Consider the following 14,463-nt stretch of genomic DNA (forward strand, 5'->3'; position numbering starts at 1 on the left):
CCCTAACGCATTAATCCACTATATTTGGCGCAAGCCATTTCTCGGCTTCTTCAAACGAAATCCCCTTTCGTTCCGCAAAATCCTTTACTTGATCCAGTTTTATTTTACCAAGACCAAAGTAACGGGCTTCCGGGTTACCAAAATAATACCCGCTTACAGATGCGGCCGGCCACATGGCAAGACTATCTGTCAACTCCACACCTATGGTTTCCTTTACTTTCAGAACATCCCAAATGGTCAATTTTTCCAAGTGATCGGGACAAGCAGGATAACCAGGCGCAGGACGAATACCTTTATAAGATTCCTTGATTAAATCTTCATTGCTCAGATCTTCATTGGCGGCATAACCCCAATGCACTGTTCTCACCTCTTTATGCAAGTATTCAGCAAATGCTTCGGCTAAACGATCCGCCAATGCCTTTACCATGATGGAGTTATAGTCATCTAGGTCTTTCTCATATTGCGCCGCCATTTCTGCCGTACCAAAACCTGTGGATACACAGAAACAACCCATGTAGTCTTGTTTCCCGGATTCTTTTGGAGCAATAAAATCTGCCAAGGCATAATCTGCGACTCCTTCCCTACGCTCCAATTGTTGGCGAAGGGTACGGAAAGTATAGTTCCCATCTGTTTTGGCTCCGCTAGGCGACCCAGTATTCTCTTCTAAACTTGAACTAGTATCGACTAAAATATCATCGTCATTAATGGAATTCGCAGGAAACAGTCCAAAAATACCTTTTGCCTTCAATTTCTTTTCGGAAATTATCTTGTTCAGCATCTCTTGAGCGTCTGCGAATAAATCGGTTGCTTGTTCCCCAACAACCTCATCGGTCAAAATTGCCGGGTATTTACCATGCAGTTCCCAACTTCTGAAGAAGGGAGTCCAATCTATAAAGGGAACCAAAACATTCAGGTCCAAATCTTCGATTACCTGAATACCCAATTTGTTCGGCTTTACAATTTCTGAAGTTTTCCAATCTATTTTAAACTTATTTCTCCGTGCTGCAGAAATTGGCTTATATGTTTTACTGGATGAACGGTTCAAGAACTTTTCCCTAAACACATCATAATCATCTTTTATACTTTTCTTGTAGCTTGTAGATGTTTCTTTCTGCAACAAATCGCCCACCACGGTTACCGCTCTAGAAGCATCGTTTACATGAACTACTGCCTCTTTATATTGTGGATCGATCTTTACCGCGGTATGTGCCTTACTGGTGGTTGCACCACCGATCAACAACGGAATCTTGAAGTTTTTACGTTCCATTTCCTTTGCCAAGTGCACCATTTCATCCAATGACGGCGTAATTAATCCGCTAAGCCCAATAATATCTACATTATGCTCAATGGCTGCCGCAATAATTTTTTCCGGTGGAACCATTACGCCTAGATCAACGATTTCATAGTTGTTGCACGCCAGTACTACACCCACAATATTTTTACCGATATCATGAACATCTCCCTTTACGGTTGCCATTAATATCTTACCGGCATTATCGGTATCCCCTATTTGAGGATTCAACAACTTTTCTTCTTCAATATAGGGTAACAAATAAGCTACCGCCTTCTTCATCACTCGGGCAGACTTTACCACCTGCGGCAAGAACATTTTTCCGCTACCGAATAAATCGCCCACCACGTTCATACCCGTCATTAGGTTGCCCTCAATAACTTCAATTGGCTTATTGGCCGCCAATCTGGCTTCTTCAACATCTTCAATTATATATTGATCTATACCTTTTACCAAGGCACGTGTAATTCTATCCTGTAAAGGTTCTTCTCTCCAAGAAAGATCTATTTTACTTTCCTTGGTTTTACCAACTACAGATTCGGCAAAATCTAATAAGCGCTCCGTTGCATCATCTCTTCTATTAAGAATAACATCTTCTACATGTTCCAATAAGTCTTTAGGAATATCATCATACACCTCTAGCATACTCGGATTTACAATACCCATGTTCATACCCGCTTTTATAGCGTGGTACAAGAAGACCGAGTGCATAGCCTCACGCACCGGGTTATTGCCCCTAAATGAAAACGAAACATTACTAACGCCACCACTTACACTGGCGTGTGGCAAGTTTTCACGTACCCATCTTGTAGCTTCAATAAAATCGACAGCATTCAATTTATGCTCATCCATTCCCGTTGCTACCGGAAAAATATTTAAATCGAAAATGATATCCTCTGGTGCAAAATTTACCTTGTTCACCAAAACATCATACGAACGTTTTGCTATTTCAATTCTACGGTCATAATTATCTGCCTGACCTACCTCATCAAAAGCCATAACAATTACCGCGGCACCATATCTTTTTATGAGTTTGGCGTGGTGTATAAATTGTTCTTCACCCTCTTTTAAGCTTATGGAATTTACCACACATTTACCTTGAACAACTTGCAGACCAGCTTCAATGATTTCCCATTTAGAACTGTCGATCATAATAGGCACACGAGAAATATCCGGCTCCGATATAACAAGGTTTAAAAATTTCACCATGGCCTGTTTACCATCGATCAATCCGTCATCCATGTTAATATCAATAACCTGGGCACCATTTTCAACCTGCTCCCTAGCCACTGCCAACGCCTCTTCAAACTTTTCCTCTTTTACTAAACGAAGAAACTTTTTTGAACCCGCAACGTTTGTTCGCTCACCAACGTTTATGAAGTTCGTTTCTGGGGTTACGATTAGGGGTTCTAGGCCGCTAAGCTTTAGAAAACGTTGTTCGTTATTCGTTGTTCGTTGTTCGTTCTCTTTACTCATAACTTCTTGTGATAATTTATGAATCCGTTCAACAACTTTTTCACTCTTTCTATTTCTTTCAAAACGATATCTGTATCTGAAATATAATTTAAATCTCCTGCTAAAATCAACTGGGTTTCCAACTCGAATAAGGAGCCTCTAGCAATATGTAAAAAATGAATTGTTTCTTTATTGGATTGTCTTCCACAACCTTCAGCAATATTTGAAGGAACAGAGATAACACATCTTCTAACCTGTGAGGTTAAAGAAAATTGCTCATCTTGTGGAAAGGACTTCGTCAAAACATATACTGTTTTCACCAACATCCTAGCCTGCACCCAAATATCTAATTCTTTATAATCCATATCATATTTAAAAAACCACGATAAACCATTAACGAGCAACGAAAAACGATTTATTTACCGACAACTGTCAACTTTCTAGGTTCATACTTGGACACCACCTCAGCTATTGCCGTAATGTGTTCAGGAGTAGTTCCGCAACATCCACCTACTATATTTACTAGCCCCTTCTCTGCGTATTCTCTTATTTGTTCTGCCATTTGCTCAGGAGTTTCGTCGTACTCTCCAAATGCATTTGGCAAACCGGCGTTGGGGTGCGCTGAGACCGCATGTTCACTTTTGGTGGACAACACTTCTAAATGAGGTACCAACTGGTTTGCACCTAAAGCACAGTTAAAGCCGACCGACAAAATAGGAATGTGGGATATGGATATTAAAAATGCCTCGGCCGTTTGACCCGATAATGTTCTACCGGATGCATCTGTAATAGTACCGCTAACCATTATGGGAACATCTATATTTCGTTCTTCTTTAACTTCTTCTATGGCAAATAATGCCGCCTTGGCATTTAGCGTGTCAAAAATGGTTTCTACCAATAAAATATCCGACCCACCATCTAATAAAGCTTCCACCTGTTGTTTATATGCCACACGTAGCTCATCAAAAGAAATAGCCCTATAACCTGGGTCATTAACATCGGGTGACATACTTGCTGTTTTATTGGTGGGTCCAATACTACCGGCTACAAAACGAGGTTTATTTGGTTCTTTTGCAGTAAATTCATCTGCTACCATTTTGGCAATACGGGCCGATTCATAGTTGAGCTCATACACCAAATCTTCCATGAAATAATCTGCCATAGCAATCGTAGTTCCCGAAAAGGTGTTGGTCTCTACAATATCTGCCCCGGCAGCAAAATATTTACGATGTACATCCGCAATTGCATCTGGCTGGGTCAATGACAATAAATCATTATTACCTTGCAAGGGGTGTTCCCAATCCTTAAAACGTTCTCCCCTAAAATCCTCTTCAGTAAACTTATAACGTTGAAGCATAGTACCCATGGCACCATCCAGTATCAAAATACGCTCTTTTAATATTTCTTTTATATCCTTCATTTTGCGCAATAACAAGTTCTATGTTCGCTTTATTTTATTGTGAAATCAAGTAAGGAAAGGAATGGGAAACGTTCTTTCTTTAGTTATCTGTCCTTATTTACAGGATAGAATGTAGCACCTTCTTTTCCACTACGGAAAGGGTTGCCAAGGTTTCACAGGGTCTAGTCCCTCCGCCTTTCTTGATAACAGTTCAATCTATTCAGGAACGAATTGCAAAGTAACGGTACTACCCGTTCTAAACCAAAACTTCAATAGGTTTTTTAGCCCACGAAATTTTCAAAAATTGTCATAAAAAAACCTCCGTACACCATAAGCATCCGGAGGTCATACTAACCAAATAAATAAGTTATGCGATACTCTGTACCACCTCTTTCTTAGCTTCTTTCTTAGAACCGTCAAAACCTTCTACCCCACCTACGGTAGTATATTTCATAACAAAACGCTTACCAGGGTTGATCTGCTGGTATGCATATTGGCACATAACCGCTGCTTCATGGAAACCTGAAAGTATCAATTTCAACTTACCCTCATAAGTATTTACATCGCCAATGGCATATACCCCCGGTATGTTGGTCTGGTAATCTTTTGCGTTATTTACCTTAATGGCATTTTTATGAATTTCCAAGCCCCAATCACCTATAGGACCTAATTTAGGAGACAGACCGAATAAAGGAATAAAATTATCCACTTCTAAATAAGTATCTTCTTTTTCCTTGTCCGTGTGCTTAATAACTACTGCCTTAAGTACATTTTCACCGTGCAGCTCTTTTACCTCAGCTTTGGTAATCAACTTGATTTTACCCAATTTCGCCAGTTCAGATGCTTTTTCAACGGAATCCAATGCCCCTCTAAATTCATCCCTTCTGTGTACCAAGGTTACTTCTGCCGCTACATCGGTCAAAAATATAGCCCAGTCCAAGGCAGAATCACCTCCACCGGCAATGACCACTTTTTTATCGCGATATACTTCTGGATCTTTGATCATATAGGAAACACCTGTATCTTCAAAGTTTACAATGTTAGAAATAGGTGGTTTTCTTGGCTCAAAAGAACCCAGACCACCTGCAATTACCACTACAGGTGCATTGTGCTTTGTTCCTTTATTGGTAGTTACCACAAAAGAACCATCTTCTAACTTATCTAGCGTTTCCGCTCTTTCCCCCAAGGTAAATCCTGGTTCAAAAGGCTTTATCTGCTCCATAAGGTTATCTACCAAAGTACCTGCCAAAATTTCTGGAAATGCAGGAATATCATAGATAGGCTTTTTAGGATATATCTCTGAACACTGACCACCTGGCTGTGGCAATGCATCTATTAAATGCGTTTTTAACTTTAATAATCCTGCTTCAAATACCGTGAACAATCCGGTAGGTCCCGCTCCTATAATGAGCATATCTGTTTTAATCATAATTCTCTTTTTAGTAAAAAGTAATTCTACAAAGTTGACATCATTCTATACAACTACTTTTTAGCTTCTTTTAATTTCACTTATTCTATATACTTATCCTTTACTAAATATGCTATGCTTTATTTACTTCAACAAAACTAACATGCTCTTCAGCAAACTTATGAGTTGCCTCCGCTAACGCTTCACGATGTCTAACTACTTCTCCTATGATAATGATAGCAGGATTAGAAAGCTTTTCTCTCTCCACTACATCAACTATGGTATCTATAGTGGCAACTCCTATTTTTTCATTCTTTCGTGTTCCGTTCTGAATTATAGCTATAGGTAATTCCGATTTACCTTCAGATTTAAATAATTCTACTATCTGAGGAAGTTTTGACATCCCCATCAATATGACTACCGTAGCACTACTTTTTGCAGCTAAGGCAACATCTGTTGATAGTTTATGCTCTTTTGTAGTTCCTGTAATTACCCAAAAACTTTCTGAAGAACCTCTTTTTGTTACCGGAATGTTTTGATATGCAGGCACACTTAAACTTGACGATATGCCTGGTACCATGGCTACTTGCAACCCATGCGAGGCAGCATATTCCATTTCCTCCGAACCGCGACCGAATACAAAAGGATCTCCTCCTTTTAACCGCACCACATGTCCGTTAGATTTTGCCCTACTTACAATAAGCTCATTAATTTGCTCTTGTTGATATGCATAGCATCCTTTTCGTTTACCTACAAAAATCAATTCCGCATTCTTGGCATAATCCAGCAACTCCTCGTTTACCAAAGCATCATACAAAACCACATCGGCATTTTCCAGTGTTCTGATCGCTTTTAACGTGATCAGCTCCACATCACCTGGTCCTGCACCAACTACGGTCAATTTAGGTTTCTTTATATGTTGTAAATGATTTGCCATTATCTATGCTTCTGCCAATTCTTGCTGTCTGAACTTTTCAACAGTTTCCAAAAATTCTTTCGCATCCTTTATGTAAGATTGTGCAAATTCTTTTGTTGGTTCGTTCTGATTTAATTGAAGTACCAATTTTTCAAATCCGCCAGCTACGGCAATTCTGCCATCGGCAACAAATTTCTCATCAAAATCCTTAATGATACTTACATGGGTATTCACTTTCGTATTTTCTGCGGTCAACATCGCCTTAGCCGAGTTTACCATAGAAGAATATGCGTGATAGATACTGGCAGACCATTTTTCAGCATCGAACATTTCTTGTGCATTCTGAATTTTTTCTTCACTTTCAAAAAGTAATGTTGCGATCAAGTCAATAACAACACCGGCACATTCACCTACACCTATAGCTTTTTCATAACGCTCCGAATTACCCCAATCTATAAAGTCTTCTGGCGTTAAATCATCTATTGATGATAATGGCGTAAGAAAATCATAGAAATACATTTGTCCTTTTTCAGCATAATAATCCGGGAAAGATAGATCTCCACCATTGGCATCAAAATCATTTAAGATCAAACGCAATGCTTCCGGACCTCTTTTACTTGGCACTTTCACCACTTTGTCCGCAAAACGACCGTTACCATTACCATCATTGCTACCGCCCAACAATACCTGAAGCGCAGGAGCTACCAATTTATCCTTTGTACGAACCGACATGCCCTGAAAACCAATATTTGCCATATTGTGCTGCCCACAGGCATTCATACAACCACTGATTTTTATAACAACATCATCGTTATTAATATAATCTGGGTATTCTGTTTTTATTACTCTTTCCAGTTCCTCTGCAATTCCTGTACTACTTGCAATTCCTAGGTTACAGGTATCAGTACCCGGACAAGCCGTGATATCAAGAGCCTTATTGTAACCAGCTTCAACAAAACCTAACTTTTCCAATTCAGTATAAAAGAATGCTACGTTCTCTTCTTTTACGAAAGGAATCAAAATGTTTTGACGTAAGGACAATCTTAACTCACCCGCTGCATATTTCTGTACCAAGTTTGCCAATAAACGTGCCTTATCCGTATAGAAATCACCCAATAACACTTTAATACCCAAAGCAACATAACCTGGTTGTTTTTGTGGTATTATGTTGGTAGATTTCCATTGTTCAAAAGCTTTTACGTCACTAATTTTTACTGCCGGAACCTCTAATTCCGACACTTTTACTTTAGGATATGCCTCTGGGTCTATTGGAAAAGTATCAAAAGGTACCGCCGTTTTCTCTGCCGCCAAAAGCTCCTTAAATCCATCAAGACCTAAATCTTTCAATAAGAATTTCATTCTAGCTTTAGCTCTACTTTTACGCTCACCGTAACGGTCAAAAACACGAACTACGGTTTCCATTAAAGGAATTATCTGATCCGCAGGCAAAAAGCTATACAACTCATCGGCATGTCTTGGTTGTGAACCCAATCCACCACCAAGCATTACTTTAAAACCTATTTCACCATTTTGTATTTTAGCAATAAAGCCCAAATCATGCATATAGGACAAACCGGTATCCGCATCACTTGCGGAAAAAGAAACTTTGAACTTACGTCCCATTTCTTGACTTACAGGATTTCTAAGGAAATACTGAAATAATGCGTGTGCATATGGTGAAACGTCAAAAGGTTCATCAACATCAATACCAGCCGTTTCACTTGCGGTTACGTTACGTACCGTGTTACCACAGGCTTCCCTTAAGGTAATTTCATCTTTCTCCAATTCTGCCCACAACTGCGGCGTTCTATTCAAGTCTACATAGTGGATCTGAATATCTTGGCGCGTGGTAATATGTAATCTACCTGTAGAATATTCGTCCGACACATCACAAATACGAAGCAACTGCTTAGAGGTCACCTTACCATAAGGCAACTTTATACGAATCATTTGAACCCCTTCTTGACGCTGTCCGTAAACACCACGTGCCAATCGAAGACTTCTAAATTTTTCTTCATCTAGCTTGCCACAATGAAACTCATGAATTTTACGTTCCAATTCAAGAATATCCTTTTCAACTACCTGATTTTCTAATTCTGTTCTAAAACTTTGCATTGCTTAGTATTAAATGTTCAGTATAAATACCGATGTAAATTATTACTATATTTTGCCTATAGATTTTATAGACTTAATAAAAACAGTCAATATAAAATTGACATGTTTTTATTAACTTATGAATCCTGCACCTACGGTACTGTTGGATTTTGTATCGATCAATATAAATGAACCGTTTGTTCTGTGATTTTTAAATTGATCATAGAAAATTGGTTTATTTAAACGGAAACTCACTTGAGCAATATCATTCATGCCCAAAGACTCCGTTTTCTCATCTATACCAGAATAATCCGGAGCGATCTTATGATGCACTTGCTCTACCTTTGCCAATACTTTATTGACACCATGTTGAACAATATATTTATTACCGGCTGCCAAAGGCAATGAATCCATCCAAGAGATCGTTGCCGTAAATTGCTTGTCTACCGTTGGCAGATCACCCGCTTTCACTAACATATCTCCGCGACTCAAATTAATTTCATCTTCCAATGTTATGGTTACCGATGACCTCCTAGATGCCGTTTTATATTTCTTATCATGAAAATAAATATCCTTTATTTTAGAGCGTGTCTGTGATGGAAGCGCCACTACCTCATCACCTACGCTTAATTCACCACCATATACTTTACCGGCAAATCCTCTAAAATCATGGTGCTCATCCGTTTTTGGACGGATAACATATTGTACCGGGAAACGTGGTGTACCCACATTGAAAATATCCTTTCTATCCAATGCTTCAAAATGCTCCAACAAAGACTGTCCTTTATACCAAGGGGTCTTGTCCGACAAGTTTACTACGTTATCCCCTTTCAACGCGCTTACAGGAATAAAAGTAATTTTCTGATCTTGATAATCCCTCTTTGCCATCAATGCCTCAAAATCAGCCTTAATCGCATTGTAGGTTTCTTCAGAATAGTCTACCAGATCCATCTTATTAATAGCTACCACTACATCTTTTATGCGTAATAGGTTATTGATAAAAAAGTGTCTATTAGTTTGCTCTATTACCCCTTTACGTGCATCGATCAAAATGATCGCCGCTTGTGAAGTTGAAGCTCCAGTTACCATGTTACGCGTATATTCTACGTGCCCAGGTGTATCCGCTATAATGTAACTTTTCTTTGCCGTTGAGAAATAGATATGGGCTACATCTATCGTGATGCCTTGCTCACGTTCCGCTACCAGACCATCTGTTGCCAAAGAGAAATCCAAATAATCATATCCCTTTTGCTTACTGGTCTTTTCTATTGCCTCTAATTTATCGCTGGTCAGTGACTTTGTATCATACAATATTCTCCCAATCAAGGTACTTTTACCGTCATCTACACTACCTGCTGTTGCTATTTTTAGTACTTCCAATTTCGTTGTTCGTTGTCGGTTGTTGGTTGTTAGTTTTATTCGTGATCTACTATCAACGAACAACTAACAACTATCAACCAGATTAAAAATATCCTTGTTGTTTTCTTTTTTCCATTGCCGCTTCTGAACGCTTATCGTCTATACGTGCACCACGCTCTGAAATGGATGAATCCCTAATTTCCTCTACTACCTTATCAATCGTTTCTGCATCTGAAAGAACGGCTGCCGTACAAGACATGTCGCCTACGGTACGAAAACGCACCAAACGCTCTTCTACTACCTCATCTTCTTCCCGAAATACAATACCATCTTCTGCAGACCAGATCATACCGTCCCTTAAGAAAGTTTTACGCTTATGTGCAAAATAGATGGAAGGAATTTCAATTTGCTCCTCTTTGATATATGACCAAACATCTAGCTCCGTCCAGTTAGAAATAGGGAACACTCTTACGTTTTGCCCCAATTCTATTTGCCCGTTCAACATATCGAACAACTCTGGGCGCTGATTACGCTCATCCCACTGACCAAAATCATCACGAACAGAAAATATACGTTCTTTTGCACGTGCCTTTTCCTCATCTCTACGAGCTCCACCAATACAAGCGTCGAACTTAAATTCTTCAATGGCATCTAACAACGTTGTTGTCTGCAAGCTATTTCTACTTGAATACCTACCAGATTCTTCTTTCACCTTACCTTGATCAATAGAATCCTGTACATTACGTACAATTAATTCCAGACCCAACTCCTCTACCAATCTATCTCTAAATTCTATGGTTTCAGGAAAGTTATGACCTGTATCTATATGCATTAAAGGGAAAGGAATTTTTGATGGCCAAAATGCCTTCTGTGCCAAACGTACCAATGTAATCGAGTCTTTTCCTCCCGAAAACAAAAGTACCGGCTTCTCAAACTGAGCTGCAACCTCCCTAATGATATAAATGGCCTCATTTTCAAGGGCATTGATATGGGATGTATCCTGCAAAAGTTCAGTGGATGGTGTTACTTCCAACTCGGTGCTTGTATTACTCATTCTAATTTTTTAGATCAATTATCTTTATTTTTTCTACTAGCTATGATTAACTATGTAACCCGCACTCCCTATTTGCCAACACTTTGGTAGGATCAAAATAGTTATGCTCGTTAGGTAGGTCATATTTTTTCAAATAGGCATCTAATTGAGTATCGTTCCAATGGTAGAACGGACTCACTTTTAAAACCCCATCTTTACTTAGGCTTAATATATCCAAACTATCCCTATGTGCGGTCTGCCCTTTTCTAAGGTTAGTGAACCAAACATCTGGCTTAAAATCTGCCATTGCCCTTTTAAACGGCTCCAACTTTACCTGCTCGGTAAACTCTGCATGCCTAGGATCATCTATTTGCGGTATACCCATTACGGCATCTCTATGTGCGGTGGTTTGTTTTGGTACATATAATTTTATGTTCAAATTCAACCTTTCAGTCAATTCTTCTGCATGTTTATATGTTTTGGGCGTATTGTACCCCGTATCGCACCAAACTACAGGAATATCTTTTTTCACTTCTGAAACGGCGTGCAAAATAGCCACTTCGTATGGTCTAAAATTGGTGGTAACCACAGGAGTTTGCCCGTGTTTTACGGCCCAAGAAATAATTTCTTCTGGCGGTATCCCCTTAAATTGAACGTTCAATTGTTGAACTTGTGCTTCTGTCAATGCCATAATCCTTTTCTTTTCTATTTACCCCACTTTACTAAATTCCAGATTCTTTCGTGAAAAAAATACAGAACCATTTTTGTTACAAAATCTATAGAGGCAATAGAGGCCGCAATAGAAATTTCACCTGTTAATATATAGGATATCACCAAAGTATCTAACGTACCAATTACTCTCCAACTAAATGCCTTTGCTACACTTCGTAAAGGCTTTTCTGAGGTTTTATCCTCTTTATAGGTAGTCTTTGACTCTTTTTTATTTATAATAAGTTGATCTGCAATCATCTTTACTTTGATTTTTTATTACCCTACTAATTTAATAGAGTTTTCAAAAATAGTATATATTTTTAAAGTAGTCGCCAAAAATTGAGATAAATTTCTATTACCCTATAGATTTAGTAGATTAATAACAAAAGGACATAAAAATTTGAGATTCCTCAACACGGAAACACCTAATACCGAGAATTTATATGGGCAGTAATTAAGAAATGATATCCTTTAAAGTATTGCTTCTGTATACCTCTAAGGCACTATCACGCACTTTCAACATTAATTTATGTACCGAGCATGTGTTTTCATCGGGACAATCATCGCAAGTCTCATAAAAATTAAGGCTAACACATGGTACCATCGCTATAGGACCTTCAAGCACTCTCATAACATCGGTCATTGAAATCTCTTCGGGTGACCTTAAAAGATAATAGCCGCCCCCTTTACCTTTTTTAGAACCTAAAAAACCAGTTTTTCTTAAACTTAGCAAAATGCTTTCCAAGAATTTCTGGGAGATATTCTCCTTCTCAGCAATTTCTGAAATTTGAACAGGTTGCTTGTCTGTTTGCGCCGCTAGATAAGAAAGCGCTTTTAAACCATATTTTGTCTTTTTCGAGAGCATGATGCTAAGATAGCCAAATAATAAAATATCGAAGAAATACTTAAGACGACAATTTTAGCGTTAATACTGGGCAACCTAAAAATCCAAATCATGAAAAAAATATTATTATCTACACTTTTAAGTGCATTTACTTTGGTGTTCTTATCATGCTCTAACGATGAAGATGCTGTTACCAGCGCCAGTGAATCTCAAATTACGGGCACCTGGAACCTGACCGCCCTAGAAACAAAAGATGGTAGATCAGATACTAATTTTGACGGCACTTCTATACCCACTACTTTCACCGCAGTTGGTAAAGATTTTGATACCGTAGTTACGTTTTCAGAAAACCCTAACATAGTAACCAGTGAAGGTTCTTACACTACAGTGATTACCACTACGGTAATGGGAGAAACATCAACTGAAGAAGAAAACGGTGAAGACTTTTTTGAAAGTGATGAATGGAGACTAGATGGCAGTACCCTATATTTTGGCACTGGTGATGAAGAAGTAGGCTTTACCATTACAGAACTTACAGATGGTAAAATGTCATTACGATATGAAGTGGATGAAACTGTAGATTTCTTTGGTGCTACAACTAGTGTTAGTGCAACTTATAATATGACATTAACAAAATAACCCATCTTATATAAAACAAACAAAAAGCCCGGTACGTACCGGGCTTTTTGTTTTAATCACTATATCTTTTAGCCTAAAGCTTGAGCAATATCCGCTATGATATCGTCTATATGTTCCAGGCCTACAGAAATTCTGACCGTACCATCTGATATGCCCACTGCAGCACGTTCCTCTACGCTTAATTTACTATGTGTTGTAGATGCCGGATGCGTAACGATAGTTCTTGAATCTCCTAAATTGGCAGAAAGGGATAATAGTTTAATGGAATCGAAAAATTCCCTACCCGCTTCTAATCCGCCTTTAACTTCAAAGGCTACTACACAACCACCCGCTTTCATTTGCTTTTTTGCAATTTCATATTTAGGGTGCGATTTTAAAAATGGATATTTTACCCAGTTTACCTTATCGTTCGCTTCTAAATATTCGGCTAACTTTAAAGCATTATCACAATGTCTGTCGACTCTTATTGCCAGTGTTTCTAAACTTTTAGAAAGTACCCACGCATTGAAAGGTGAAAGTGCCGGACCGGTAATTCGTGAGAATCGATATACTTTATCCATCAAATCTGCACTACCTACGGTAATACCAGCCAAAACCCTACCTTGACCATCCATTAGTTTGGTACCGGAATGTATGACCAAATCCGCCCCAAATTTAATAGGCTGTTGTAAGTAAGGTGATGCAAAACAATTATCTATAATAAGTATTAGATTGTTCTTTTTGGCAATTTTACCCAATTCCTCCAAATCCAATACATCAACACCTGGATTGGTAGGTGTTTCCGCATAGATTATTTTTGTTTTCGGAGTAATTAAACGCTCTATTTCTTCTAAGGCATCTATTTTAAAGTATGTGTGATCAATATTCCACTTTGGAAAAAAGTTGGTAAATAACGAATGCGTAGAACCAAAAATACTTCTTGCCGATAGCACATGATCACCGCTATCTAACAATGCTGCCAATGTAGAAAATACAGCTGCCATACCCGATGCAAAAGCAAATCCGCTCTCCGCACCTTCCATTTGACAAACCTTTTCTATAAATTCAGATGAATTTGGGTTAGAATATCTTGAGTATATATTACGATCTTTTTCCTCGGCAAACGAAGCACGCATATCTTCAGCGTCTTCAAATACAAAACTAGAGGTCAAATACAATGGAACGGAATGTTCCAAATTTTCGCTTCGTTTTAATTGTGTACGTATTGCGTTCGTTTCAAATTTATTGTTGTTTTTTTTCATTTCTTTACTTTTTGGCTTCGGCTACCGTCAGCCACCTAAACTAACTAATTTACTCTTATTCACATTATTTGGC

The 14,463-nt window shown here is 38.5% G+C and carries 13 protein-coding genes and 1 riboswitch; of the genes, 1 reads left to right on the forward strand and 12 read right to left on the reverse strand.

Annotated elements, in window-relative coordinates; all coding sequences use genetic code 11:
- Positions 1-10: 10 nt before the first annotated feature.
- The 11 genes from metH to Q2T41_RS05215 all read right to left on the reverse strand — a co-directional run bounded on the left by metH (position 11) and on the right by Q2T41_RS05215 (position 12,531).
- Complete coding sequence (gene metH / locus Q2T41_RS05165; RefSeq protein ID WP_304435200.1) at positions 11-2,767, reverse strand: methionine synthase; 2,757 nt, start codon at positions 2,765-2,767, stop codon at positions 11-13.
- On the reverse strand, positions 2,764-3,111 hold the full coding sequence (locus Q2T41_RS05170) for a four helix bundle protein (protein WP_058105322.1): 348 nt from the start codon (positions 3,109-3,111) through the stop codon (positions 2,764-2,766). The genes metH and Q2T41_RS05170 overlap by 4 nt, the downstream gene beginning before the upstream one ends.
- A 50-nt stretch (positions 3,112-3,161) precedes the next feature.
- Entirely contained in the window at positions 3,162-4,166 is a 1,005-nt protein-coding gene (locus tag Q2T41_RS05175; protein ID WP_304435201.1) for a homocysteine S-methyltransferase family protein, read from the reverse strand.
- A gap of 80 nt (positions 4,167-4,246) precedes the next feature.
- Positions 4,247-4,355, reverse strand: a riboswitch (SAM riboswitch).
- A 157-nt stretch (positions 4,356-4,512) separates the two neighbouring features.
- Entirely contained in the window at positions 4,513-5,574 is a 1,062-nt protein-coding gene (locus Q2T41_RS05180; RefSeq protein ID WP_304435202.1) for an NAD(P)/FAD-dependent oxidoreductase, read from the reverse strand.
- A 112-nt stretch (positions 5,575-5,686) separates the two neighbouring features.
- A complete protein-coding gene (gene cobA, locus Q2T41_RS05185) occupies positions 5,687-6,490 on the reverse strand; it encodes a uroporphyrinogen-III C-methyltransferase (protein ID WP_304435203.1) in 804 nt (267 codons plus the stop codon).
- 3 nt (positions 6,491-6,493) lie between these two features.
- Complete coding sequence (locus Q2T41_RS05190) at positions 6,494-8,584, reverse strand: ferredoxin-like domain-containing protein (protein WP_304435204.1); 2,091 nt, start codon at positions 8,582-8,584, stop codon at positions 6,494-6,496.
- A gap of 111 nt (positions 8,585-8,695) precedes the next feature.
- The gene (locus Q2T41_RS05195; protein ID WP_058105362.1) at positions 8,696-9,943 is read right to left on the reverse strand and encodes a sulfate adenylyltransferase subunit 1; all 1,248 of its coding nucleotides are present in this window, start codon (positions 9,941-9,943) and stop codon (positions 8,696-8,698) included.
- A gap of 82 nt (positions 9,944-10,025) precedes the next feature.
- Positions 10,026-10,976, reverse strand: coding sequence for a sulfate adenylyltransferase subunit CysD (cysD, locus tag Q2T41_RS05200; RefSeq protein WP_245838967.1), 951 nt, complete (start codon positions 10,974-10,976; stop codon positions 10,026-10,028).
- A gap of 46 nt (positions 10,977-11,022) precedes the next feature.
- A complete protein-coding gene (locus Q2T41_RS05205) occupies positions 11,023-11,646 on the reverse strand; it encodes a phosphoadenosine phosphosulfate reductase domain-containing protein (protein ID WP_304435205.1) in 624 nt (207 codons plus the stop codon).
- Positions 11,647-11,660: 14 nt separating this feature from the next.
- On the reverse strand, positions 11,661-11,924 hold the full coding sequence (locus Q2T41_RS05210; RefSeq protein ID WP_304435206.1) for a DUF2061 domain-containing protein: 264 nt from the start codon (positions 11,922-11,924) through the stop codon (positions 11,661-11,663).
- A gap of 196 nt (positions 11,925-12,120) precedes the next feature.
- Positions 12,121-12,531, reverse strand: a complete 411-nt coding sequence (locus Q2T41_RS05215) for an RrF2 family transcriptional regulator (protein ID WP_304435207.1) — start codon at positions 12,529-12,531, stop codon at positions 12,121-12,123.
- A gap of 90 nt (positions 12,532-12,621) precedes the next feature.
- Between Q2T41_RS05215 and Q2T41_RS05220 the strand changes: the two genes are divergently transcribed.
- Positions 12,622-13,149 carry a hypothetical protein gene (locus tag Q2T41_RS05220; RefSeq protein WP_304435208.1) on the forward strand — a complete coding sequence of 176 codons (528 nt, stop codon included), beginning with the start codon at positions 12,622-12,624 and terminating at the stop codon, positions 13,147-13,149.
- A gap of 68 nt (positions 13,150-13,217) precedes the next feature.
- Here Q2T41_RS05220 and Q2T41_RS05225 read toward each other — a convergent pair whose 3' ends face one another.
- The gene (locus tag Q2T41_RS05225; RefSeq protein WP_304435209.1) at positions 13,218-14,390 is read right to left on the reverse strand and encodes a trans-sulfuration enzyme family protein; all 1,173 of its coding nucleotides are present in this window, start codon (positions 14,388-14,390) and stop codon (positions 13,218-13,220) included.
- Positions 14,391-14,463 lie beyond the last annotated feature (73 nt).

Origin of the sequence: Maribacter confluentis (assembly GCF_030505015.1) — a bacterium.
Classification (GTDB): domain Bacteria; phylum Bacteroidota; class Bacteroidia; order Flavobacteriales; family Flavobacteriaceae; genus Maribacter; species Maribacter sedimenticola.

Bases quoted from the DNA above. Each gene is read 5' to 3' on its own strand.
- metH (WP_304435200.1), bottom strand. From the start codon at position 2,767: ATGAGTAAAGAGAACGAACAACGAACAACGAATAACGAACAACGTTTT.
- Q2T41_RS05170 (WP_058105322.1), bottom strand. From the start codon at position 3,111: ATGGATTATAAAGAATTAGATATTTGGGTGCAGGCTAGGATGTTGGTG.
- Q2T41_RS05175 (WP_304435201.1), bottom strand. From the start codon at position 4,166: ATGAAGGATATAAAAGAAATATTAAAAGAGCGTATTTTGATACTGGAT.
- Q2T41_RS05180 (WP_304435202.1), bottom strand. From the start codon at position 5,574: ATGATTAAAACAGATATGCTCATTATAGGAGCGGGACCTACCGGATTG.
- cobA (WP_304435203.1), bottom strand. From the start codon at position 6,490: ATGGCAAATCATTTACAACATATAAAGAAACCTAAATTGACCGTAGTT.
- Q2T41_RS05190 (WP_304435204.1), bottom strand. From the start codon at position 8,584: ATGCAAAGTTTTAGAACAGAATTAGAAAATCAGGTAGTTGAAAAGGAT.
- cysD (WP_245838967.1), bottom strand. From the start codon at position 10,976: ATGAGTAATACAAGCACCGAGTTGGAAGTAACACCATCCACTGAACTT.
- Q2T41_RS05205 (WP_304435205.1), bottom strand. From the start codon at position 11,646: ATGGCATTGACAGAAGCACAAGTTCAACAATTGAACGTTCAATTTAAG.
- Q2T41_RS05210 (WP_304435206.1), bottom strand. From the start codon at position 11,924: ATGATTGCAGATCAACTTATTATAAATAAAAAAGAGTCAAAGACTACC.
- Q2T41_RS05215 (WP_304435207.1), bottom strand. From the start codon at position 12,531: ATGCTCTCGAAAAAGACAAAATATGGTTTAAAAGCGCTTTCTTATCTA.
- Q2T41_RS05220 (WP_304435208.1), top strand. From the start codon at position 12,622: ATGAAAAAAATATTATTATCTACACTTTTAAGTGCATTTACTTTGGTG.
- Q2T41_RS05225 (WP_304435209.1), bottom strand. From the start codon at position 14,390: ATGAAAAAAAACAACAATAAATTTGAAACGAACGCAATACGTACACAA.